The organism is Grimontia sp. AD028 (assembly GCF_000973155.1).
Lineage (GTDB): Bacteria > Pseudomonadota > Gammaproteobacteria > Enterobacterales > Vibrionaceae > Enterovibrio > Enterovibrio indicus.
On sequence record NZ_LASY01000058.1, the window covers coordinates 1 to 23506 of the forward strand.

Annotated in this window: 25 protein-coding genes and 1 riboswitch; of the genes, 5 read left to right on the plus strand and 20 right to left on the minus strand. The window is 50.3% G+C overall.

Annotation, left to right across the window (positions count from 1 at the left end; genetic code table 11):
- Positions 1–303 precede the first annotated feature (303 nt).
- On the plus strand, positions 304–753 hold the full coding sequence (locus tag RN22_RS13490; RefSeq protein ID WP_002539763.1) for an RNA-binding protein: 450 nt from the start codon (positions 304–306) through the stop codon (positions 751–753).
- On the opposite strand, the gene murI is transcribed toward RN22_RS13490, so the two are convergent.
- The 4 genes from murI to RN22_RS13510 all read right to left on the minus strand — a co-directional run bounded on the left by murI (position 731) and on the right by RN22_RS13510 (position 4944).
- Positions 731–1519 carry a glutamate racemase gene (gene murI, locus RN22_RS13495; protein ID WP_082111411.1) on the minus strand — a complete coding sequence of 263 codons (789 nt, stop codon included), beginning with the start codon at positions 1517–1519 and terminating at the stop codon, positions 731–733. The two genes, RN22_RS13490 and murI, sit on opposite strands and share 23 nt — an antisense overlap.
- A gap of 65 nt (positions 1520–1584) precedes the next feature.
- Positions 1585–2247 (minus strand): ATPase, encoded by a 663-nt coding sequence (locus RN22_RS13500; RefSeq protein WP_046305048.1) that lies wholly within the window; start codon positions 2245–2247, stop codon positions 1585–1587.
- A 48-nt stretch (positions 2248–2295) separates the two neighbouring features.
- The gene (locus RN22_RS13505; RefSeq protein ID WP_046305050.1) at positions 2296–4107 is read right to left on the minus strand and encodes a TonB-dependent receptor domain-containing protein; all 1812 of its coding nucleotides are present in this window, start codon (positions 4105–4107) and stop codon (positions 2296–2298) included.
- 45 nt (positions 4108–4152) lie between these two features.
- Positions 4153–4340: riboswitch (cobalamin riboswitch) on the minus strand.
- 76 nt (positions 4341–4416) lie between these two features.
- Complete coding sequence (locus tag RN22_RS13510) at positions 4417–4944, minus strand: ATP--cob(I)alamin adenosyltransferase (protein ID WP_046305052.1); 528 nt, start codon at positions 4942–4944, stop codon at positions 4417–4419.
- A gap of 149 nt (positions 4945–5093) precedes the next feature.
- Here RN22_RS13510 and trmA point away from each other — a divergent pair, with 149 nt between their 5' ends.
- Positions 5094–6200 (plus strand): tRNA (uridine(54)-C5)-methyltransferase TrmA, encoded by a 1107-nt coding sequence (gene trmA, locus RN22_RS13515; protein WP_046305055.1) that lies wholly within the window; start codon positions 5094–5096, stop codon positions 6198–6200.
- A gap of 56 nt (positions 6201–6256) precedes the next feature.
- On the opposite strand, the gene RN22_RS13520 is transcribed toward trmA, so the two are convergent.
- Entirely contained in the window at positions 6257–6643 is a 387-nt protein-coding gene (locus tag RN22_RS13520) for a YijD family membrane protein (RefSeq protein ID WP_002539753.1), read from the minus strand.
- A 5-nt stretch (positions 6644–6648) separates the two neighbouring features.
- On the minus strand, positions 6649–7293 hold the full coding sequence (fabR, locus tag RN22_RS13525; protein WP_002539752.1) for an HTH-type transcriptional repressor FabR: 645 nt from the start codon (positions 7291–7293) through the stop codon (positions 6649–6651).
- A 279-nt stretch (positions 7294–7572) separates the two neighbouring features.
- Here fabR and RN22_RS13530 point away from each other — a divergent pair, with 279 nt between their 5' ends.
- Both RN22_RS13530 and sthA read left to right on the plus strand, forming a co-directional pair.
- Entirely contained in the window at positions 7573–8547 is a 975-nt protein-coding gene (locus RN22_RS13530; protein WP_002539751.1) for a DUF2860 family protein, read from the plus strand.
- 157 nt (positions 8548–8704) lie between these two features.
- Complete coding sequence (gene sthA / locus RN22_RS13535) at positions 8705–10120, plus strand: Si-specific NAD(P)(+) transhydrogenase (protein ID WP_039850161.1); 1416 nt, start codon at positions 8705–8707, stop codon at positions 10118–10120.
- 74 nt (positions 10121–10194) lie between these two features.
- On the opposite strand, the gene cysQ is transcribed toward sthA, so the two are convergent.
- The 14 genes from cysQ to gspC form a co-directional block, all read right to left on the minus strand.
- Positions 10195–11010: a 3'(2'),5'-bisphosphate nucleotidase CysQ gene (gene cysQ / locus RN22_RS13540; RefSeq protein ID WP_046305057.1), complete on the minus strand. Its 816-nt coding sequence runs from the start codon at positions 11008–11010 to the stop codon at positions 10195–10197.
- Between the two features lie 62 nt (positions 11011–11072).
- Positions 11073–11624: an ADP compounds hydrolase NudE gene (nudE, locus tag RN22_RS13545; protein WP_046305059.1), complete on the minus strand. Its 552-nt coding sequence runs from the start codon at positions 11622–11624 to the stop codon at positions 11073–11075.
- Between the two features lie 13 nt (positions 11625–11637).
- Positions 11638–12387 carry a type II secretion system protein N gene (locus RN22_RS13550; protein ID WP_046305061.1) on the minus strand — a complete coding sequence of 250 codons (750 nt, stop codon included), beginning with the start codon at positions 12385–12387 and terminating at the stop codon, positions 11638–11640.
- Position 12388: 1 nt separating this feature from the next.
- A complete protein-coding gene (locus tag RN22_RS13555; protein ID WP_046305064.1) occupies positions 12389–12874 on the minus strand; it encodes a type II secretion system protein M in 486 nt (161 codons plus the stop codon).
- The gene (gspL, locus tag RN22_RS13560) at positions 12871–14079 is read right to left on the minus strand and encodes a type II secretion system protein GspL (RefSeq protein WP_082111412.1); all 1209 of its coding nucleotides are present in this window, start codon (positions 14077–14079) and stop codon (positions 12871–12873) included. The genes RN22_RS13555 and gspL overlap by 4 nt, the downstream gene beginning before the upstream one ends.
- On the minus strand, positions 14051–15064 hold the full coding sequence (gspK, locus tag RN22_RS13565; RefSeq protein ID WP_369700101.1) for a type II secretion system minor pseudopilin GspK: 1014 nt from the start codon (positions 15062–15064) through the stop codon (positions 14051–14053). Before gspK ends, gspL begins: the two co-directional genes overlap by 29 nt.
- Complete coding sequence (gspJ, locus tag RN22_RS13570) at positions 15061–15702, minus strand: type II secretion system minor pseudopilin GspJ (protein WP_046305066.1); 642 nt, start codon at positions 15700–15702, stop codon at positions 15061–15063. The genes gspK and gspJ overlap by 4 nt, the downstream gene beginning before the upstream one ends.
- Positions 15686–16048, minus strand: coding sequence for a type II secretion system minor pseudopilin GspI (gspI, locus tag RN22_RS13575; protein ID WP_046305068.1), 363 nt, complete (start codon positions 16046–16048; stop codon positions 15686–15688). Before gspI ends, gspJ begins: the two co-directional genes overlap by 17 nt.
- Entirely contained in the window at positions 16045–16602 is a 558-nt protein-coding gene (gene gspH, locus RN22_RS13580) for a type II secretion system minor pseudopilin GspH (RefSeq protein ID WP_046305070.1), read from the minus strand. Before gspH ends, gspI begins: the two co-directional genes overlap by 4 nt.
- Positions 16603–16605: 3 nt before the next feature.
- Positions 16606–17043, minus strand: a complete 438-nt coding sequence (gene gspG / locus RN22_RS13585) for a type II secretion system major pseudopilin GspG (protein WP_002539739.1) — start codon at positions 17041–17043, stop codon at positions 16606–16608.
- Positions 17044–17087: 44 nt separating this feature from the next.
- Positions 17088–18308 carry a type II secretion system inner membrane protein GspF gene (gspF, locus tag RN22_RS13590; RefSeq protein ID WP_002539737.1) on the minus strand — a complete coding sequence of 407 codons (1221 nt, stop codon included), beginning with the start codon at positions 18306–18308 and terminating at the stop codon, positions 17088–17090.
- Positions 18308–19843, minus strand: a complete 1536-nt coding sequence (gspE, locus tag RN22_RS13595) for a type II secretion system ATPase GspE (protein ID WP_156168207.1) — start codon at positions 19841–19843, stop codon at positions 18308–18310. Before gspE ends, gspF begins: the two co-directional genes overlap by 1 nt.
- A gap of 4 nt (positions 19844–19847) precedes the next feature.
- A complete protein-coding gene (gene gspD / locus RN22_RS13600; protein ID WP_002539733.1) occupies positions 19848–21866 on the minus strand; it encodes a type II secretion system secretin GspD in 2019 nt (672 codons plus the stop codon).
- Between the two features lie 23 nt (positions 21867–21889).
- The gene (gene gspC, locus RN22_RS13605) at positions 21890–22801 is read right to left on the minus strand and encodes a type II secretion system protein GspC (RefSeq protein ID WP_046305072.1); all 912 of its coding nucleotides are present in this window, start codon (positions 22799–22801) and stop codon (positions 21890–21892) included.
- Between the two features lie 276 nt (positions 22802–23077).
- Here gspC and hslR point away from each other — a divergent pair, with 276 nt between their 5' ends.
- A complete protein-coding gene (gene hslR, locus RN22_RS13610) occupies positions 23078–23488 on the plus strand; it encodes a ribosome-associated heat shock protein Hsp15 (protein WP_002539730.1) in 411 nt (136 codons plus the stop codon).
- The last annotated feature ends 18 nt before the right edge of the window (positions 23489–23506 follow it).

Below are 23506 nucleotides of genomic sequence, written 5' to 3' on the forward strand. Positions count from 1 at the left end.
GCCGTACCGATTTGAGTGGGCGTTTCCGCTGTGGAAGCCGCTCTCCGTGTCGGTGAGGCGGCATTATAGAGACTGGGATCACATTGGCAAGGGTTTTTATTGGTTTTTTTTTCGTTCGAACACAATTCAACCTAAACTTTGAAAAACACAACAAATTGCAACATTAGATAGCCGTCACATTCACTTACTAGCAATAAGAACTCAATATCCGTAATATCAACCCGACAATTGTATTTATTTTAGTCAGCATTGATTTCGATTCTTCATGCTATTTCTTCTAACCGACGTTTACTTTAGACGATTATGAAAACATCTATCAGCTTGCTTATTACTGCAGCCATCGCACTTCTTGGTGCATTGCTTTTAAAAAACTCCACTTTAATTGCCAGTACAGGTTATGCATTCGCACTTGGTGCAATTACAACAGGTATTGCCATTTCTCTTTTTTCTACTAAATCTTCAGGCGATATTTCAGAGTCTACCCCTTCCACCAGCAAAACCATCTATGTGGGCAACCTTCCTTACCGTGCAAATGAAAATGACGTGAAGGAACTGTTCTCTAAACATGGTGAGGTCTTTGCCGTGCGCTTGATGAAAGACAAGCGCACCGGGAAGCGACGTGGCTTTGGATTTGTCGTGATTGCAGCAGGAGATGCTGCTGATGCAATAGAAGCTTTGAACAACAGCGAATACGGTGAAAGGACTCTTAAAGTTAGAGAGGCGAATGATCCTAGAAAATCGGAGCGCGGCTAATCGTTGCAAAGCCCAACTTTTCTAACTCTTGATTTAGTGCTTCTTCTTCTTTCACTGGAGCGCTACTAAAAACAAAATGTTCAGCTTTACTGAGGGAGGTCATTTGATCTCCCTCTTTTAATAATGTCACTACACGGTTGGCGATCGCTTTACCTGAATCAATTACCAGACATTGTTCGCCTAAAATGTCTTCAATTTCTTCACGAAGTAACGGGAAGTGTGTGCAACCCAATACAATGCAGTCTGTTTTATTTATAAACGGTGCCAGTACATCGCTTAATATTTTTTTATCGACCTTTCTGCCACGCAATTTCCCCTCTCCCATTTGTACGAGTTCCGTTGAACCCACCATTTCAACTTCACAATCGGGCGCAAACTCTTTTACAAGCTGATGCGTATAAGGACGTCTTATTGTTGCGGGAGTAGCCAAAAGGCCAATGATTTTGGATTTACTGATTGCGGCAGCAGGCTTAATAGCAGGAACAACCCCGACCACCGGGACATTAAGCAGATCCCGCAGATGTGGCAGCACGAGTGTGCTTGCGGTATTGCATGCAATGATAACTAACGAGATATCCTGCTGTTGGCAAATCGCGGAGACCATTCCACAGACACGCTGGATAAGCACATCATCCGCCAACTCACCATAGGGAAAAGCTGCATTATCGAAGGCATACACGACATGCTGTTCCGGCAGTAGCTGAGCCACTTCCTTAAACACAGAAAGGCCACCTACACCAGAATCAAAAATCAGCACACTCTTCACGCTATAACCCTTTGTTATCCACTTGCGACGCAATCATACTTCGCACGTCAGCGAATTTGAATCTTTCACCTGACGAGATGATAGCTAAGGTGGTGGAATCTCCCTTCCCGCTGAAAACCTGTGATCTCAATATCCAGGGGATACTGAAAGCAAGGAGCATCGGTAACGATAGTGTGAAACTCCCCGTCTTCGCCACAAAGGTCACAGCCATCCGGAAGCTCAGCTAACAAATTGGCGTTATAGTCCCAACCAAGAAACCTTCCATCCAACTGAGAGGTATCAACGGTAGAAAGTGTGGTCTTAATGCCTGAAGCAATGATGTCGTTTGCAAGCACCTCGCTTCCCTCACCGAGCAATGGAAAAACACACTCCCAGCCCTGAGGTTCAATATAGCTTCTGCGGTATTCTTCAATGCCATTACAGAACATATCGCCAAACGCCACTGCATCGACATTTAGCCCACTACTGCGTATACCTTCGACAACCCTCTTCTGATAAACATCATTGGGAGGAAAGACTTCGTTCAGTTCGATAAGCACCAAAGGCAATCCAACGCTTGCTGCCTGCGCTTTGACAACATTGATGGGCGTGGCCTGGAAAGGAACAGTGCCTGCTACGTAAGTGGTATAAAGCCCGACAACTTGATAACGATCGTCTTCCAACAGTCGACACAGTGTCAGGGTTGAATCCTTACCGGATGACCAACTGATAATGACGTGTTTTTTCATGTTTGTTCCTGAAAGTAAAAAGCCGCCCGTAGGCGGCTTTAGTGAAGCTTAGAAGCGGTAGTCCATGCTGAGGTAGTAAGCACGTTCTGGGGCAGGATAGCCGCCTGCAGTTTCATAATCTTCATCCAGGAGATTATCAACTCTGCCTCTAACCGCTAGCTCATCATTGACCCAGTACGTTGCAGCAAGGTCCCAAAGACTATAAGCATCTAGGAATGCAGCAGCATTATTGATAGTCGCTCTATCCGGTCGTTTGCCGGAATATATATAAGAAAGGCTTAGATCAACATCATTAATGGAAAGCTCACCATTCCACTTAAAGTTAGTCTTGGATCGACGAGGTAACTGTGAGCCGTTGCTGTCTTTAGGATCTTTGAATTCTGCAATAAAAGTGTGCGCTAAAGGTCCTGTATCAAACAAAGCTTCAAGCTCAACTCCTCGAATTCGCGCATCAACATTGAATGGGTCGTTAGACTCAACGTAGTAAACGATAAGGTTATCTATCTCATTATCATACGCTGCAATAGATAGCGTCACCGGTTCATAGTCAGCGATAAAACCAACCTCGGCATTTCGCGACTCTTCCGGTTCTAGATCAGGACTTCGCGCAAACTCAAGGAAAGTCGGAGCCTTAAAAGCAGAACCAATGCTCGCCTTAAATTGATAAGTACTGTTGATTTGGTAAATGGACCCGACAGACCACGTTGTATACTCATCATATGAATCATGCTTATCATAGCGTACGTTAGACAACAACGTTAATGACCCAAACTGACCTGTAGCGCCTAAATATCCACCTGTATTATTTCTGCGCTGCCCAGCAAGAATATCGGTATACCCAATCGTTTCTTCACCCATTTTTTCTGATCGCCAGTCTACGCCAGCCTGAAGACCAACATAGTCATTTATTTGATATAAATTTGACCACTGAATATTGGTTTGCTTAATTGCGATTCTTGAAGATGGTGAAGTTTGATTACGAGGTGTTTCTTTCGTATCGTCATCTTGGAAGTTAAATACAAGAAAAGACTGGTAGTCATTATTGTCGTACTCAAGCTTAGCAGTGTAACTTGCGCTCTCTGATTGAGACTCTGTATACGTACCAAAGTTGTCATACTGAACAGTGTTATCAAACCACCGAATAGATGCGAATCCCACCCACCCCTCCGTAATGGCATGTTCGTAATTTAACATCAACTGACTACCGTCATAGCCATGCTTGTCATCATCATTTAAGCCGGGTTGTGGTCTTACATTATAGCCTTCGGTTTCTTGGAAACCTCCAGCAATTTTTAGCTGGCCATCTTCAGAAATTTCACTATTTACAGAGAAGTTACCCTCTCGATAAGCATTACTTCCAACCCCTACAACTACACTCTTTTCTTCAGAACCAGGCGCCGAGCGGGTGATGATATTCAGCACACCACCAATTGCATCGGAGCCATACATGGCTACCCCTGAACCACGAATTAATTCAATTCGCTCAACTTGATTGAGGGGAAAGCGATTAATATTTATTCCAGCTGTCATTGAGTTGTTCATGCGAACACCATCAACGAGAACTAACGAGTGGTTTGAGTTGGTACCTCTTAGGAATAGAGAAGAGTTATGTCCAATACCACCATTTGACCCCATTTCCACGCCCGGCAAGCGACGCAACACTTCAGTCAAAGTTTTGGCTTGGCTTTGGTCGATTTCAGCACGAGTCACAACAGTGATTGGAGCAACAACGTTTTCGACTGGCTGTTCAAATCGGGAAGCAGTAACGACCATAGTATCGTCAACAGAGGAAGTAGTAGATTCGGCGTGCGCAAACGCAGCCCATGGCAGCATACCTGCTGCAAGTAGCTTTTTAGACATATCAGATCCAAATATCGCGTGTATCCAATGATGTCAGGAGATCCTGAAACCATATTGTGACCCAGCTGATATTCGGACTTAGAGACGACCTACAGTGACGACTTCCCACATTCAGATGCAGTGTCTGGCTTTCGCCTTGTCACTTTCGTTTCTCTTTACCGCTGCGCGCCAGTTCCGGATTCTCACCGGATTCCCAGCTGGAGTGAAAGCGCGCAGAGTATAGAGGAGTCAGCGCGCCATTGATACATAGATATTGAGAACTTGGTCTCATTCGCCCGGGAAATGGGTGATTTGTGCTTGGCAGCGCTTTCAATAGCTGAGGCTGATAAACTCCACTTCTTCTACGTCCAGCTTCATCTTGATATACACCGTCAGTACGAAGAAGAAGTTAGCAAGCAGATTGGCGAAACGGGGCAGTACTGGCTCAAAGGTCACGCCGGATTCATCTAAGCGATGAAGCAGACGCACGGTTTTCTTTGAGCCCGTGCGACACTGATGTAGCGCCATTACACCAACCGGACCTCTTGGCATCACAAAACGGTTAATACGACCACGGCTTAATTCGTTGTAATGGTCGTATCTGGCATGTAGCCATTCCAAATCTTCTTCAAAGATGGCCGTCTTCCCCCGCACCGAACCATTGAGGTGATAGATTTTCGGGTGAAGGGTCTCGAGATCTTCCCTCACATCATCAAAACCTTCCGGCAAGGTTGCCAGAGCCATCCCCACCAAACTGCAAAGCTCGTCAGTGTGGATTTCATAGTCGCAGGTCAAGGCCGACTCATAGATAAACGGATAACAAATCTCTTTGCGGTTCTTTGGTTTTCGAAAGCTCATGGCAAGGCTCGGTCTGATAAAAGTGTGCCAATATTATCCCAAGGCACAGGTTTACGCTTCTACTGGCGAAAAAGTCAGCGAAAAGGCTGGACAATATGGTTCCGCTACTTACAATTTGCGCTCATTTTTAGTTATGCAGGTTAGGTAACATGAGCAATACCCTGATTGACACCACCCAATATCAGGCGCAATTGGACGAGAAAATCACGCGTATGCAAGACACGTTTGCCGAGTTCAATGCACCTGAGCTGGAAGTGTTTCCGTCTCCAGACAAACACTACCGCATGCGTGCGGAATTCCGTGTCTGGCATGAAGGGGATGACCTCTATTACATCATGTTCAATCAAGAGACCAAGCAGAAGTACCGCGTGGATCAGTTTCCGCAGGCAAGCCGCATCATCAACGATCTGATGCCTCTGCTGGTTGATGCTATCCGTCCGATTGAAAGCCTGCGTCGCAAACTGTTCCAGGTGGACTTCCTATCTACCCTGAGCGGTGAAGTACTGGTTTCAATGCTTTACCACCGTCAGCTTGACGAAGAATGGGAAGCAAATGCGCGCATGCTGAAGCAACGTCTGAACGATGAAGGCTTCAACCTGAACCTGATTGGCCGTGCGCGTAAGCAAAAGATCGTGATTGACCGCGATTACGTGGTGGAAAAGCTGAGCGTTAACGATCGCACCCTGACCTACCAGCAAATTGAAAACAGCTTCACCCAGCCAAACGGGAAAGTGGCAGAGAAGATGCTTGAGTGGGCAGTGGATTGTACTCAGGACAGCGCAGGCGATCTGCTCGAACTTTATTGCGGTAACGGTAATTTTTCACTGGCACTGGCGGACAACTTTGATCGCGTACTGGCAACCGAACTGGCCAAGCCTTCTGTAGAGTCGGCACAGTGGAACATTGCAGCGAACAACATCGACAACGTCCAGATCATTCGTATGTCTGCGGAAGAATTCACGGAAGCGATGGAAGGTAAGCGAGAGTTCCGCCGTTTGCAGCAAGCCGGTGTTGATCTGAAGAGCTACAACTGCAACACCATCTTCGTCGACCCACCGCGCTCAGGCATGGATGAAGGTACCTGCCGCATGGTGCAGGCTTACGACCGCATTCTGTATATCTCCTGCAACCCGGAGACACTGAAAGAGAACCTGGATATTCTGTCAGAAACACACCGCATCACACGTTTTGCGCTGTTTGACCAGTTCCCATATACCCATCATATGGAAGCAGGTGTGCTACTTGAGCGTAAATAAAAAACCAGAAACAGAAAAAGGCGCCTGAGGCGCCTTTTTTGTTTCTGCTGCCAGCATTACTCTTCGGCAGGGGTTTCTTCTTTCTTAGTGCCACCGACACTCAGCCAGCCCATCTTGAATGCCACCCAGAAAACCAACAGCATGGTCACGATAATTGGGAAGAAATTACCGCCAAGCTCTGGCACCTGCATGCGCACAAACGCCGTGTAACCAAAGGCACCGACCAGGAAACAGGCGAACGCGATAAGCGGTGTACCCTCGGTCAGTGGTTGATTAACATGCTGCTGGTAAAAGCAGTACACCGCCAGAATAAAGGCAATGATCGGGAAAACGGAGAAAGCAACGCTGTCGACGAAAAGCGTTGCCAGTGATGCGCTGCCACATAGACCTGCGACCACGGCGAGAAGGAGAAATTTACGCTCTGATTGGTGATTCTGTTCCATATTACTTACCTGCCTGAAGACAACTTATCCTTGAGAGCATTGCGTTCACGTTCTTTACGGTACCAGTAAGCGCCTTTCGCGATAATGCGCAGCTGGGTTACCAGACGTTCTGCGAGTTCAGCACGTGCGCGCTTGTCCAGATCCAGTGCTTCTGCACCTGAGCTGAATACCAATGTGACACATGCCTCTGCCTGATTATAGGCTTCATCTCGGGTCGATCCGCCTGTCGCCTGGAAATATTCCGTCAGCTCAGCGATAAAGTGTTGAATTTCACGTGCGACGGCTGCACGGAAAGCCGCTGAAGTACCGGAACGTTCACGCAATAGCAGCCTGAATACATTGGGGCTGCTTTCGATAAATTCCATAAAGGTTTCCACTGACGTTCTGACAACGCTACCCTCGGTGGCGATACGTTGGCGAGCTTGTCGCATCAATTGACGCAACAACAAACCACCTTCATCCACCATGGTCAGGCCAAGTTCGTCCATATCTTTGAAGTGGCGGTAAAACGACGTCGGTGCAATACCGGCTTCACGTGCCACTTCGCGTAAGCTGAGACTGGAAAAGCTTCGGTCTGCGCTGAGTTGGCTAAAAGCCGCGTCAATCAGCGTTCGCCGGGTTTTTTCTTTCTGTTGAGCTCTAATTCCCATCGTCAGTGTTTTACCTCATGAAATCTAACCGCAAACTATACTCGGTTTTTTTAGTGAGTTCAGTGCTAATACTCAAACTACGTTAAGAAGCTTTATTGTCCTATTCATCAACTTGCCTCATTGAAAAACCCAAAACACCTCATTTAATGCCTTGCCAGTCCTTTTCATGCCATAACCCCAGCCAATACTGACAAATTTGAGTCATGTCGCTCATTTATTATTCGGCCTAAGATCGGCGCCATATGCTCATTCCTGTTAACGACACAGAAGGCCTGATTTATGAAACATGTAAAAGTTGCCACCTGCCTCCTCTTCGCGGGTTTCTCCTCAATAAGTAACGCACAACTAGCCAAAGAAGAAGGGGTGACTGGTGAGTTTTCCATGTTGGCGGGCATGTCTTCGACGAACTCAAATTTATCGACCTCTGGTGATGAGTATTTACCAAATGGCGCACAAAAACGCACCGAGGAGTTAATTGGGGGAGCGCTTGGCAACCTTACCTACACCTTTGGCGAAGACCTTAATAAACAGGTTTTTATTGGTACATCTCGTGAAGACATTGCCACGGGTCTCATTGCTCTGGAAATGGGTTATCGCTATTTGACTGACTCCGGCACTAAAGTGAGTCTGGCGTTCCTTCCAACCGTGCTCAGTGAAGAAGTGTGGAAGGATCCTTACAATTTTGACGCAGCAAGAGAAACTACTGACAGAACGGGCAACGCCTATCTTTTCTCACTCTCCAACATCAATGGTTCTGCCTACTCCGTTGATCTCGGCATCGCAAACATCAAGGTGGATGAGGAATTATCGGGAGTAACTCAAGACGCTCAACAACTGATGAACAGAGATGGCAACAGCTATTTTGGCAAGCTGAGTTACCAAGGCATGCTGACGCCAACAAGCGGCTATAGCGTTTCTCTTCGCTACCTGCATCATGACACTGAGGGTGATGCGATGGCCTATGATCACCTTGGTGCGGAAGGCACATGGTTCAAGCTCCATCAACGCCACAAGTTTGCAGCAACGCTAACTACCGGCTCATCAAAATACAAAGCGCCAAACCCTATATTTGAAGATGAAAAACGTTCAGATACGCATTACACAGCATTCGGTGCCTATGAGTATGCAAATCTGTTTGGTTTTGAGGATTTCTCGTTTGTCTCTTTAGCGAGCTACACCCATCACACCTCGAATATCGACTTCTATGATTACGATGAATATTTCTTCTCGGCAGGGTTTAGCGTCTTTTTCTAAGGTATTTCCTTTCGTATATGCATTTAGAGGCCTGTTTTTACGTTAAGTTGCGTGATCACCTACGCTGAATAGGAGCGAGTTGATTCTCGCCACGCCTTGTGAGCGCTACACTTAGCCCGCAATCCTTAACATAATGAAAACAAAAGGCCATACGGACATGAGCAAAGCGACCCCTACATCGTCTAACCATTTTGATGTCATCGTAATAGGTAGCGGCCCTGGCGGCGAAGGGGCTGCCATGGGCCTGACCAAAGCGGGCTTACGCGTCGCGGTGATTGAAAAAGAAGGTACCGTTGGCGGCGGGTGTACCCACTGGGGCACCATTCCATCCAAAGCGTTGAGACACACCGTCAGCCGTATTATCGAATTCAACCAGAGTCCGATTTACACCGGCGACAACAAGCAGGTACACAGTACCTTCTCTGCCATTCTTGGCCATGCCCAATCGGTTATCGGCAAACAGACACGCATGCGCCAGGGCTTTTATGACAGGAACCTCTGTAGCATCATTCACGGCAGCGCCAAGTTCAGCGGCACGCACGAAATTGAAGTGAAAGCCGCGGATGGCAGCGTCGACAAATACACGGCCGACAAATTCGTTATCGCGACAGGTTCACGCCCTTACCGTCCAAAAGATGTCGACTTCAGACATCCTCGTATCTATGACAGCGACTCCATCCTCTCGCTGCAGCACGACCCTCGCCACGTTATCATCTACGGAGCGGGCGTTATCGGCAGCGAATATGCGTCTATCTTCCGTGGTCTTGGTATCAAAGTGGATTTGATCAATACCCGTGACCGCCTGCTCTCGTTCCTCGATAACGAAATGTCAGACTCGCTTTCCTACCACTTCTGGAACAGCGGTGTTCTGATACGTAATGATGAGACCTACGAGAAAATCGAAGGCACCAAAGACGGCGTTATCTTGCATCTACAGTCCGGTAAGAAGATGAAAGCTGACTGTATTTTGTTTGCCAACGGCCGTACCGGTAATACTGATGCGCTGAACCTGAAAGCCGTCGGCTTGAAGGCAGATTCACGTGGTCAGCTGAAAGTGAACGATAACTACGGCACCGAAGTAGAGCACGTTTATGCTGTTGGTGATGTGATTGGTTATCCAAGCCTTGCGAGTGCGGCTTACGACCAGGGCCGAATTGTGGCACAGGCAATTGGTGAAGGTCAGGCAAAAGGTCGCCTTATCGACCATATCCCAACCGGGATTTACACCATTCCGGAAATCAGCTCTGTGGGTAAAACCGAACAGGAGCTGACAGCAGCAAAAGTGCCTTATGAAGTGGGACGCGCACAATTCAAGCATTTGGCGCGTGCACAGATTGCAGGCATGGATGTGGGAAGTCTGAAAATCCTGTTCCATCGCGAAACCAAGGAGATCTTGGGGATCCACTGTTTTGGTGAGCGTGCGGCGGAGATCATCCACATCGGCCAAGCGATCTTTGAGCAAAAAGGCGAAGGAAATACATTGGATTACTTCATCAATACTACCTTCAACTATCCGACCATGGCAGAAGCCTATCGTGTAGCAGCCTTGAACGGCCTTAACCGTCTGTTCTGATTTGCCAACAGGCAATAAAAAACGGAGCTTCTGCTCCGTTTTTTGTCTCTGGACGAAAGTGAAAGGTGGCTAGATTAGCCTTCCAGCCTCACAATCTGTCGCCAAGGCAGTTCGGTATCACCCAATACAATGAAGTTCGGGTTTTCCAGAGAGTCCCGCTCGTTGTAGGACAGCGGTGAAAGCGTCATATCCAGAATACGTCCGCCCGCTTCTTCTACGATGCATTGGGTCGCCGCCGTGTCCCATTCACCCGTTGGGCCAAGGCGAAGGTAGCAATCCACCGCGCCTTCTGCGACTAAGCAGGACTTCAGCGCCGCAGAACCCAGAGGCACCAAATCATAGTTACGGCTAGGTTCAAGGCGGTCAGTGATCGCTTTAATGTCCTGACGACGGCTGATTGCAATCGACAGGGATGCGAGTTCATCTTCATGCTTGAGGATAGACAGGCGGTGCTTTTCACCATCCGGCATCACCTTCCAGGCACCATGACCTTTGGCGGCATAGTAAGAGACCCCTGAAACTGGACCATACACCACGCCCATCACCGGCTGATTGTTTTCCACCAGTGCGATAATGGTGGCAAAATCGCCGCTCCCGGCAATGAACTCCTGTGTGCCATCCAGCGGATCCACCAGCCAGTAACGCTCCCAGTTGCCACGCTCAGCAAACGGAATCGAAGCGTCTTCTTCTGACAGCACAGGAATATCCGGGGTTAGTGCACTCAGGCGTTCAGTGACCAGTTTGTGCGCCGCGAGATCGGCGCTGGTCACCGGTGTGTCATCGCTTTTTATGTTCTTTTCAAATTCACCACGCTGATAGATGTCCAGGATCACCTGACCGGAAGCCCGGGCAATCTCTATCACCGGCTGAAGCAGTTGTGACAGCTCCATGTAACACTCCTCTTGGGCTCTCACACTACGACTTTGTACAATGGTCTTTGGTCACGAAGTGATCAACGGCCGGAAAGCTCTCTCAAGGCCAACAGTAATGCGGTAATACTGCGCGCTTCCCCAAAATCGACGTGAGATAACAATTCTTCTGCCTGCGCAACAGGCCAACGGACCAACTCCAACGGCTCAGGTTCATCGCCCTCGAGCTTCTCTGGGTATAGGCCCTGCGCCAGAAGCAGGGTCATTTTGCTGGAGAAGTAAGACGGTGCAAGCACCACTTCTTTCAGCGGGAACAACTGATGGGCACCGAAACCAATTTCTTCTTTCAGTTCTCGGTTTGCCGCTTCTAAGGCGGTCTCACCCGGATCAATCAGCCCCTTTGGAAAGCCTAGTTCATAACGTTCAGTTCCGGCAGCGTATTCGCGCACCAACAGTAAGTCGCCGTTTTCTGTTACCGGTACGACCATCACTGCATTGCGACCGCTTGGCTTCATGCGCTCGTAAGTGCGCTCTTCGCCATTACTGAACTTTAAATCCAAGGCTTCAATCTGAAACAGACGCGATTTAGCAACAACCTTGGCGTCCAGAATTTCAGGTGGAATCTGCTTTTTCATGCTTGCTCTCCCGTTAACCGCTAAAACTGAGGCGATAACGGCCTTCGCTGTCCGGCGTACCTAAGAAACCAAGTTGGCCACGCATGCTTTCCGGGAATGTCTCTCCAGGCGCAAACCAGCCATTCAGGCTATAGCGTTGATCCGGTGACAGCGAAATATTGAAATCAGTTTCAATCGCATCTGATGCACTGTCACCATCCATCACCAACTGACCTTCATTACAGGACAATTGCGCGACCACCAACCCCGGATCAATCGTGCCGATGGGTGAAGCCACGTTGCCTTGCGACCAGGCTAGGTTGCCAGAGAGCGATTCACAGAAAGGCTGTTGGTTAAACAGGTAATCGCGTACGGTTAAATCAAACTGTCCGGACAGACTAACAGGCATTGGATACGGAATAAACGACTGCACCACATTGGCAGACGCCGAGACCAAAAGGTTGTTCGCGTAGAGACCGCCCAGGCTGTACCCCAGATTGCCACGTGCTGACAAACCCGGCGAGCCAGAAAGGCGCAGTTCCACATCTGCTTTGCCGGTAAAGAGTTTCAGTGGGTTGAACTGCCACTTCAGCGCGCCCATTTCCCGACCTTGAAACGTAAAGTTAGACGCCGAGCCATTCCACAAGGTTCCCGATACGCCACTGAGCGCCAGTCCTTGCATGGGCGGAAGGTAACGCACAACCAGATTCGCCGGAATGTGCACCACCGCGCTCGAGATCAATACGACAAGAAAAAGCACGCTCCATAGGATCACACGTTTCATCTTACCCTCTTCCCAGTTGCAGTCGTTTTACTTCAACGACACCCTGAGTGTCGGTTTTGCCCACATCAATAAACTTCACTTCGACGCCGTGATTAATCGATAGGTAATCAAGCCAGCTGATAAGTGAATTGAATGGCATCGGCTTCAGCCACACTTGAATCTCTTCCTGCTGAGGCTGCAAACGCACAATTTCGAGGTTATAACGCTTCACTGACGTGGTCACAGACTGGTTAAGTGGGAGGGCGCTCACCTGACCGCTGTTTCCAGCCACACGGCGCAACGCTTGGATTTCGGCGGCTTTGCCATCCACCCAACTCAGCAAGCTACGCTCGCTATTCAAGCGTTGTTGGGCTTGCTCGGCACGCTCTTGTAATGGACTGACGACACCCCAGTAAAGAACACCCACAACCAACACTGCGCTTGCGACACTCAGCAAACGTTGCTCGCGGCGGGAGAGGCCTTTCCAATAAGCAATCAATGCGTTCATGATGGCTCCTTACGCAATACAAAGGCGCCGGTCACGGTTTGCTGATCGCGGCTTAGCTGCCCCAGCTCCGTGTTGTATTTGGTCGACAAGGCTTCACGCAATTTTTCGAAGTCTCCGAAATCCTTTCCACGCGCATTCAAACGAAGCTCCCCACGATCCTGATCGAACCGAAGCGCATCAAGCTGGATGCCCGGCGCAGATTCTAACAGTGGGCCTAATTCGGACATCCACACCATCACGCCTGATTGGTTGCCACCACCGGAGAGTCTGCTCACTTCCCCTTCTATGATGCGTCGCATATAACTGGTGGTTGGAATACGTTGGTTCTGTGGCAGAAGTGCGCGCACTTTCGCTTCGCTTTGCTCGCGGTATTGCGCAGCTTGTGCTTCCATCTGGTAGATGTCTGCGATTTTCTCGCCACCCAGCACGGCCAATAACACGGCTGCTGCGATCGCTGCGCCGCGCCAAGGTTTGAGGTGTTTGTAGATTTGGTTCTGTGGTTTGTATCGTCCTGCCAGCAGGTTGTGGCGGCTTTGCATCGCCTGCTGGGCAAGAAGAAGCATCACCAGCTCACATGGTTCGGTTTTCCAGTTGTCACCCATGTCTTCCGGGACATCTGAATAGCTATAAACGGTTTTAATACCGCCATCCTCTTCATGGAGGCTGTTAATGCTTTGCATCCAAACTGGCAGCCAGCCTTCTTCGACGGCGCTGCCCTCTGTTTCGCCGGTGCGCATCAGCCAGCGATGGTTCAGATTCGCCGCACTGTAGCCATCATCATGCATTGGCAAACACAAGCAATCCGGCACCAGCTTACGAACGTGCAGTCCGGCGTCAGTCAAGTCGTCCAGCCAACGCTGTAATAGCTTGTGCTCGACCACAGCAACATTGGCAAGCTCGCCGCTTTTCCCCAGCAAGGTGATATGAACCTGATCAACATCCTGTGCCAAGTCATCTTCTAAAAGGAAGGGTAAAACGGTGTCGAGCTGGCGTTCACTGCCCGCAGGAATCATCGCGGTAGTCAGCGTGATAGCAGCACTGTCAGCCAACGCCACCACGTCCCGCTCAGCCGCATAATCCGTCAGCTGTGACAAGCTCTCGGCTTCACCAGAAGCAATCACTTCCTGCTGGGCTGGCGACCAGACCAGCCAGGGGATCAACTCCTGCGGATCACTGTTAAGCCTGATTGTCAGGATCTCGCTCACTCATTCCTCCAAAGCGACGACGGATAACGGTTACCGCGCCGTTGTCATCCCTCTGCAGCAAAGAACGCAGTCTTAGCGTCACGCTGTCGAGGGTAATTTCTGTATCCAATTCAAAGTAGCGGCTGCGCACATCCAAATATTGCTGCAGTCGTTCCCTTTCATCTTGTTCAATGCCCGCCAGTACTGGCTCGGCCATAAAGCTGGCCACGTCCTGCCAGCCATCAACGGCGTTTCTTCCGTTGATCAATTCTTTTGCCTGATCCTCACTGAGGTTCGGGTGGAAGATGGCGCTCAATATTGGCGCATCTTCCTCGGTCAGTGTGTTAACGTTCACCACCAACTTATCGCTGGGAATCGCACAAAGTAGCGAACCAACTTTGTCGAACATATCTTGCGTCACGCCATTGATGGCACGCCATTCAGAGATGTCCGCGATAAAACTGTTTGGCGCTACGTGTGGCACGGGACGCGCTTCGTATTCACTGTCTTCCACGCCTAGCGGCGACTGGACATTGGTGTCAGTATCGACAAATTCCCAGGTTGCCGCTGCCGCAGTTTCCGCTTCAAAGCTGTCGATGCCCTGCGACTCAATCAGCTGTTGAAACGACACCACCATTTTAGGGTTAGTGCCGTTTTCCGTCGGTTTCACACTGCGAAGTCCGTTGACGTTAAAACACGCCTGTCGGTCGTAAACATTACCCGTCGCCTGACCACCATCGAGCGGATAAACCTGATCACGCACTGCCCACGGCTGACTGAGGGTCACAGTATCGTTACTGTCGAAGCTTTCCTCGATACCAAAACGGGCCAGCGACTCAACCGATTGAGCGTACCAATAGGCCTGTTGATATCGCACCTGACTTTCTGCCCGGTTGAAGTTTACAAACATCCTACCCGACATGCTGACCGCAACCGTGGTCATCAATGCCATGATGAGTAGCACCACCAAAAGGGCAACGCCGCGTTGTGACCGACGCTTCATCATGGCGTATTCCCCGCCGGCGGTGCCAGAGTTTGTCCTGGCAGCAGATAAATACGGGTTAGCTCACCGTAGCGCTCGGTATCCAACGTCACCCGGATGGCTTTTGGCATTTCGAGCGGCGTGTCCCAATCGCGTTTCCAGCCATCTGAGCCCTGCACCTCAAACTTAATGCCTGTCACACCCTCCAGCAAAGGCATGGAAGCAGGTTCCGTCGCTGAGCTGTCATCTGGGTACATCCAGCGGATGCGCTCCAGTGTGTCATCCTGAATGCGATACCCCACCTTCACCACTTCTCCACGAGGGAAAAGCTGCTGTGGGTTAATCCAGCCACCGCGTACAAATCGGATCCCCTGCGATTCTGAATCCAGTAAATCGTCACCAAATTCCAACAAGGTTTCTTTGGCTTCGTCGCCACCATTTCGGTATTGGCGTGCCAGCATCTGACGGAAATCGCTGTCCATAATTAATAGTGTGCGTTGCAGGCTTTTTAGTGCATTGCCCACTTCTTCTGTCTGTATGTTGCTGTTAATGACGTTCCGGAAAATCTGATTCGCCGCCAGACTCAGGGTGGCGAAAATCATCAACGCCAGCAGCACTTCAATCAGGGTAAAACCCTTCGCTCTCTTAGTTCGCAGGCACATATGTCCTCACCGATACCAGAGAGCCTTGACGACGCTCATCCGCCCAGACAATCACATCTACCGCCCGAAGCAGGTTGTCAGAGGTCGGAATAGGTTTCACCGTCCAGTACCACTCGCGACCTGCCATTTCTGATTTACCGTTTTTCGCCGATGAAATCGGTTTGTCTTCCAGCACAAACAGTGCCAGCTGGTTATCTGCCACCATGGACGCGAAGGTTTTTTCTTCCAATACGCCCAGAGAATTAACATGTTGGCCGGTGGCATTGAGCACCGCCATGGCCGCCACGGCAAACACCGCCATAGCCACCAAAACTTCAATGAGGGTAAAGCCGCGACGCTTTCTCACTCTTTATCCTCATTCAAGTTCTTCACTTCGAATGTTGCCACATCATTGCCTTTCACCTGCCAAAGGCGTTTTTTGTCCGCCACGATGGTCAGGGTAAATGGAATAATTTCGCCGTTCCCCATCAGGACAACCTGAGGCTGGGGCGGTTTGTTCTCCTCGTCAGCAAACATCTCTTCGTCGAACAGGCTTTCTCTGTCGAACAAACGATCTTCTTCAGACACAAAGCCACTGACTTCTAAATCAAGCACCAGCCCTTCAGGCAAGGTAACGGACGTAATGTTTCGCTCTTGCTCTACTGGCTCCCAATCCTCACGGGTCAGGCGAAGAAGCTGGTAACCGTCTTTTTCAACGTTGAGGCCAAACGTCTGCCCTGTCAGCAATGACTGCTCTGTCCAAAGTTGAATGAGCTGGAAGAAGCGCTGGGCTTCTTCCTTGGCTTCATCACTTTTGTTTTGTGGAAGATTGGGCACCACGATGACAGCGCTGATTGCCAGCAGCACCATCACCAGCAGGATTTCCAGCAATGTAAACCCGGACGGGCGCCCTCTTCTCATCGATTAGTTGATGTCCAGCATGTTCCAGTTGCCGATGTCCTGATTCACGCCTTCACCGCCTTCCTGACCATCTGCACCCAGCGTGAAGATATCGACTGTGCCGTGCTCACCCGGATTCAGGTATTGGTACTGGTTACCCCAAGGATCTTGTGGCAGACGTTTGATGTAACCATCCTGACGGTAGTTACGTGGCTCTGGCGACGAAGACGGTTTTGATACCAATGCATCCAGGCCCTGATCGGTGGTTGGGTAAACACTGTTATCCAAGCGGTACATATCCAGCGCATTTTCCAGTGCACTGATATCAGTGACGGCTTTTTGTTGGTCAGCTTTGTCTTTGTTACCCAGCAGGTTAGGTACCACCAAACTTGCCAGTACACCCAAAATAACGATAACAACCATGATTTCCAGCAGGGTGAAGCCCTGTTGACGACGTTGCATTTTCTATCTCTCCTGAAAAAACACTGCTTGGCAGCGAGTTGTGGTTACACGCCCACGATATTGTTGAGCTGGATAATTGGCATTAAGGTTGCCACGACAATAAATAGTACGATTAGTGCCATCACAATGATGAGCAAAGGCCCGAAGATCCCCAGTGCGATATTGACCTGAGATTCGAAGTCTCTGTCCTGATTGTCAGCCGCGCGGGTCAGCATTTGCTCAAGCTCACCACTTCGCTCACCACTGGCAATCATGTGTAACATCATGGGTGGAAACAGTTTCGACTTTTCCAGCGATACCCGAAGGCTCGCCCCTTCCCGGACGCGATCAGACGCTTCCAGAACTTTACTTTTCACCCAGGTATTGGTCATCACGTCTGCCGCAACCTTCATCCCATCCAACAAAGGAATGGCGCTTGAAGTACAAATCGACAGAGTACGGGCAAAGCGTGAGGTATTCAGCCCCCGCGCAACCCGCCCAACCACAGGCATACCAAGTACGCTTCTATCCCAGCCTAGGCGCCGCTCTGCGTTTCTGAGCATCACACGGAACAGTACGAACAAAGCCACCGAGACACCCAGCACCAACAGTCCCCAGTTGGTGACGAAATCGCTCGCCGCGAGCAATATTTTGGTGATGTTTGGCAGCTCAGCCCCGGTTTGCAGGAACTGGCCCACGATGTCCGGCACCACGGTTGCCAGCAAAAAGGCAACGATACCGATCGCAGCGACCGTCAGTACCATGGGGTAAACCATGGCCTGAATCAGTTTGTTCTTCACTTGCTGGCGGTTTTCCACGTAATCGGCGAGACGCTCAAGCACAGGGCCGAGATGACCGGATTTCTCACCGGCCGCTACCATGGCGCGGAACAGTTGGTCAAACACATGAGGGTAATCGCCAAGGCTATCAGAAAGCGTGTAGCCTTCGACCACCCTTGCACGCACGCCGGTGAGCATGTTCTTGAGTCGCTGCTTTTCCGATTGGTCGGCAACAGCTTTGATACATTCTTCCAATGGCATGGCAGCCTGCACCAGCGTCGCAAGCTGACGGGTCAACAGCGCCAGTTCGTTGGTACTGATCCCGCGTTTGAATCCGACAGAAGCAGATTGCTTTTGCTGCTCTTTTTCATGCGTTTGCGCCACTTCCATCGGCACCAACGACTTCTCACGCAGCATTTGGCGCGCCTGGCGCGCCGTGTCTGCTTCAATAACGCCTTTTACGGTGCGGCCTTTGGCATTTAACGCTTTGTATTCAAACGCTGCCATTAGCCCTCCCGCGTCACACGCAGGACTTCTTCCAGCGTGGTCTGGCCCTTGCGAACTTTCATCAGGCCATCAGCGCGGATACTCGGCGTGGACTCGCGAACGTAACGTTCAATCGCCTGCTCACCTGCTTCGTTATGAATGAGCTCCTGTACCTGGGTATCAACGACCAGAAGCTCATGGATACCGGTACGGCCGCGATAGCCTTTATGATTACACTTCTTACAGCCCTTGGCTTTGTAAAGCGTTAGCGGTTCGTTTTCTGACAACTCAAACCAGGCTTTGCTTTGAGCATCCGCTTCGTAAGGTTCTTTACAATCCGGACACAGGGTACGCACCAGTCGTTGTGCCAGCACGCCAAGCAGCGACGAAGACACAAGGAAAGGCTCGATGCCCATGTCACGAAGACGGGTCACTGCACCGACTGCGGTATTGGTGTGAAGGGTCGACATCACAAGGTGACCCGTCAGTGACGCCTGCACCGCGATTTGCGCGGTTTCAAGGTCACGGATCTCACCAACCATCACCACATCCGGGTCCTGACGCAAAATGGCGCGAAGACCGCGGGCGAAGGTCATATCCACCTTGGTGTTCACCTGTGTCTGGCCAATGCCATCGATATCAAATTCGATAGGGTCTTCGACCGTCAGAATGTTTCGCTCTGCACTGTTTAGCTCCGTCAGACCTGCATACAGCGTGGTCGATTTACCCGAGCCTGTCGGACCGGTCACCAGCAAAATGCCGTGCGGGCGTTTGATAAGATGCTGGAAGTTGTCGTGAACCGCCGGAGTCATACCCAGACTTTCCAAATCAAGCTGAGTAGCGTTTTTATCGAGAAGACGCAGCACTACGCGCTCGCCGTGGGATGACGGCATGGTCGATACACGCACATCTACCGCACGTCCACCGATACGCAGTGAAATACGGCCATCCTGTGGCACGCGCTTCTCTGCAATATCGAGTCGCGCCATGACCTTGATACGTGAAACCAAAAGCGGCGCCAGCTTGCGGCTAGGACTTAATACCTCACGCAGCACACCATCTACACGGAAGCGGATAGACAGGCTCTTCTCGAAAGTTTCGATGTGGATATCGGAGGCCGTTTCTTTGATGGCCTCGCCGAGCATGGCGTTGATGAGCTTGATGATGGGTGCATCATCTTCCGATTCCAGCAAATCCTCGCTCTGCGGCAGCTCTTCGGCCAGCGCAAAGAAATCGTCACTATCAGCGCCGATGTCTTCCATTAATTGCTGGGCTTCGGAAGAGTCACGCTGATAAAGCTGGGTCAGCTTAGGCTCGAAATCTTCTGAGCGCAGCTGGATCGGTGTAAAGCCATGACCGAGCACGCGGCGTACTTCATTCAGCACCGCAGGTTTTGGCTGGTCACGGTAGTACAGCAGGAAACCGTTCTCTGTTCGCTCCACCACCACGCCATGGCGCTTGGCAAAGCCAAATGGCAGCCGTGTGGCTACCATTGGGGCATCAAGGTCCTGAGCCAGTTCTGCTTCGACTTCCGTATCCTGGGACAGCAATTCCATGGCCTTACCTCAGCTCAGCCATAATGGCGCGTACTTCCGCAGGCATGGTCAAATCAGAGCCAAATTCCGGCAATACTGGCGTTGTCACGCCCGGCATCAACTTCACTTCTTCTTGTGCACGGAAAATCTGCTCGGCGCGGATGTAGTTGTACTTACGCTGTGTGATGCCATCTGCGGTCAGACCGGTGCGGATGATCGTCGGTTTGATGAACAGCATCAGGTTACGCTTGGTTTTGCCTGACGAGGTAGATTTGAACAAGTGGCCGAGGATAGGAATATCACCCAGCAATGGAACCTTCTGCTCACTCTCGTTGGTTTGCTCGTCAATCAGACCACTCAACACAATCATTTGCTGATCTGCCGCCAGTACCGAAGTATTGATTTGACGCTTACCAAAGCGGATATCGACGGCGCCACTTGCGCCCAATACGTTCGAAATTTCCTGTTCGATGTTGAGCTGTACGGAATCACCTTCGTTGATTTGTGGGGTAATCTTCAGCTTCACACCAACATCTTTACGCTCAACAGTCTGGAATGGGTTGTCGTTGTTGGAACCTGTGGCAGAGCCCGTCACAACAGGCACTTCCTCACCCACGATGAACGAGGCTTCTTCGTTATCCAATACCATCAAGCTTGGTGAAGAAAGGATGTTGGAATCACTGTTGGTCGACACTGCAGTCACTAGAGCAGTCCAGTCACCAAATACCACACCAGCAGCGAGTCCACTGACGCCACCCAACACTTCTGCAATCGCCGTTGGGTCGCCAGACTCAGTAATTGGCACCTGAACCAGGTTGTTATTGTTGTCGAAGCGCGATTCTGTGGTTGTGGTGTCTTTCGCTTCTTCCTGCGCAGCCAGGTAGTTAGTGATTGGTACGCCGGTGTTACCAAACTGGATACCACCACCGTCCAGTGAGCCCCACTGAATACCGAGATTTGCACCGTCGCTTTCTGACATTTCGACGATCATCGCTTCAATCAGAACTTGGGCACGGCGAATATCCAGCTGCGAAATCACGCCTTCCAAAGCACGCATAATGTCTGGTGGCGCAGTAATGACCAATGAGTTTGTGCCTTTATGCGCAGAAATCTTTACGTCGCCACCCACGCTGGCAGCAGCCTTCTGACCGCCCTGTTTCTCAGCAATCAAGTTTTCAGATACGCCTTGAAGCACATCAACAACATCTTCGGCCTTGGCGTAACGCAGATAAATAACGCGGTTGTTACCAACGGTTGCCATTTCACGGTCAAGCTGGGAAATCAGACGGCGAATGCGATCGCGTACCTGCGGCTCACCGGAGATCAGTACGGAGTTGGTGCGCTCATCGGCAACAAAGCTTGGCTGCAATAGCGCTGGAGTGTTCTTGCCGTCGCCTTGCTTATTCAGGCTTTCAACAATACGCACCATTTCTGATGCTGAAGCATGCTTGAGGTTAACCACTTCCACTTCTTTGTTACCGGCCTGGTCTACACGTTCAATGATGTCTGCTAGACGGTTTACCACCGCTGCACGGCCTGTGATCATGATGACATTTGCTGGGTCATAGTGAACCACGTTACCGGCACCGGCGTTATCAATCAGCTGACGCAGCAACGGAGACAATTCACGTACAGAGACGTTTTTCACTGAGACCACTCGGGTGACAACGGCGTCGCCTTGAATATTGTCATTGTCGCCCACGACTGGAATTGCCGATTGCTTGGCGTCTTTGTCACGCACCACTTTCAGCACACCGTTTTCCATTTCGACCACAGCAAAGCCGTAAACCGACAGTACGTTGAGGAAAAACTGGTAGTACTGATCTTCATTCAGCACGTCGTAGCTGCGCACGTTCACTTTGCCGCGCACGGCTGGGTCAACAATGATGGTCTTTTCGAGGTTGCGTCCGACAATCTCGATAAATTCCTGGATATCTGTTCCCTTGAAACTGGCACTGAATTCGGCAGCCCAAGCTCCCATGCTCTGCATGGCAAGCACACCTGCAACTAACCAGGATGTTTTACGTTTTTTCCACGTATTCACTTCGTTCTCCGTTTCCAGTCCAGTTACAGACCGATATAAATTTCGTGCAATTGACCGTCACGCTGGACGGTAAGGCTGATTTCAGAGGCATCAGACAAGCTTTGCCAGATACGGTTCATTTCTGCTGGGTTGGTCAAGTCAGCACCATTGATACCCACAGCAATGTCACCGGATTGAAGACCCGCCTGTTCGAACAGTCGGCTGTCTCCACCTGGCCCAAGGCGATAACCCACCAGCCCTTCTTCGTTTCTCTCTTGAGACAGTGTGATGTATTTCAGCAATGCTTGCGGATTATTCATGATTTCTGCTTTCACATTGCTCAGGTCAGCTTCACCCGTGTTCTTTGGAATATTCGGTTTGCTTTGCGCCCGAGTTGGCGCTGGGGAAGAGCTGGACTGGTTGTAATCGACCCCCGCTAGCATCAGCGCTTCATCACGCCCATTGTTTCGCAAAATAACGCGATCGGTTTGCACCTGACGAAGAATAACCCGCGTCCCCTCTATCGCTTCACCAATGCCGTAGGTTTTTTGCGAGCCACGGTTGGCTATCACAGCTAAACCGCGATCAGGTTCAGAACTAGCGACCAAGCCCACCAAGGTCAGATTCAGGCGGGTACGAGGAGCCTCGACGACAGGTTCAGGTTTTTTCTCTACGGGAGCAGCTTTGGCGCTGTATCGGCCAAAGAAGTGACGGTTTACCAATTGGTCAAGCTGATAGGCTGGTCCCTGTGCGACAACTGTCGCAGCAGCAGGCGCACCGGAAACGGCTTCAGGCGCAGAATTGGGCACCCAAACCCATACCAGTCTTCCCAGCGTCCATGCCAGTATCAATACCAGCAAACGCGTTACCCACTTCGCGAGTGTAGCCGGGAACGCTTTTCCTAGTTGTGGTTGCGCCCAGACAGGTAAGCGCTTTATCCCAAAATTCGAAGACATGTTTTTCCTGTTACAAACATCGGCACTTCATTGCCATTCAGTCAATTGCCGCAATCTGATGCCTTTTGGCACCTTAGAATAAGAATATGAAATTGACTCACCAATTTACCTGTTTTCTTGTCCATTGCCGATAAGTGAGAACTGATTTTTGTCTGAATGATTCCATTGCGGCTTGAAAGTTAGACGAATGGACACCATATAAGAGCTCGAATTGTGATGCTGATCGTATTCAGCAAACGTGATAAGTTTAGCCCCCCGAATGTAAAGGAGTGTCTAGTGGGCTCGAAAGATAACGATTTTGATCAGGATTTGCAGGTCAGACTGGATAAATGGCTGTGGGCGGCACGTTTTTATAAAACCCGAACCATCGCCAGAAATATGATTGATGGTGGCAAGGTTCACTACAACGGCCAACGTTCCAAACCGAGCAAACTGGTAGAGATCGGCGCAGAGATCAAACTGAGACAAGGCTTTGATGAGAAAATCATCATCGTCGAACAACTGAGTGAGCGTCGCCGCGGCGCGCCGGAGGCTCAGGCCCTTTACAGTGAAACCAATGAAAGCGTGACGCGCAGGGAACAACGAAGCCTTGAGCGTCAGCTGAATGCACACAACCCAAGTCCAGATCGTCGTCCTGACAAAAAGCAGCGACGCGATATTATCAAATTTAGACACAGTAACGATTAACGCCGGAGAAGTTATCCC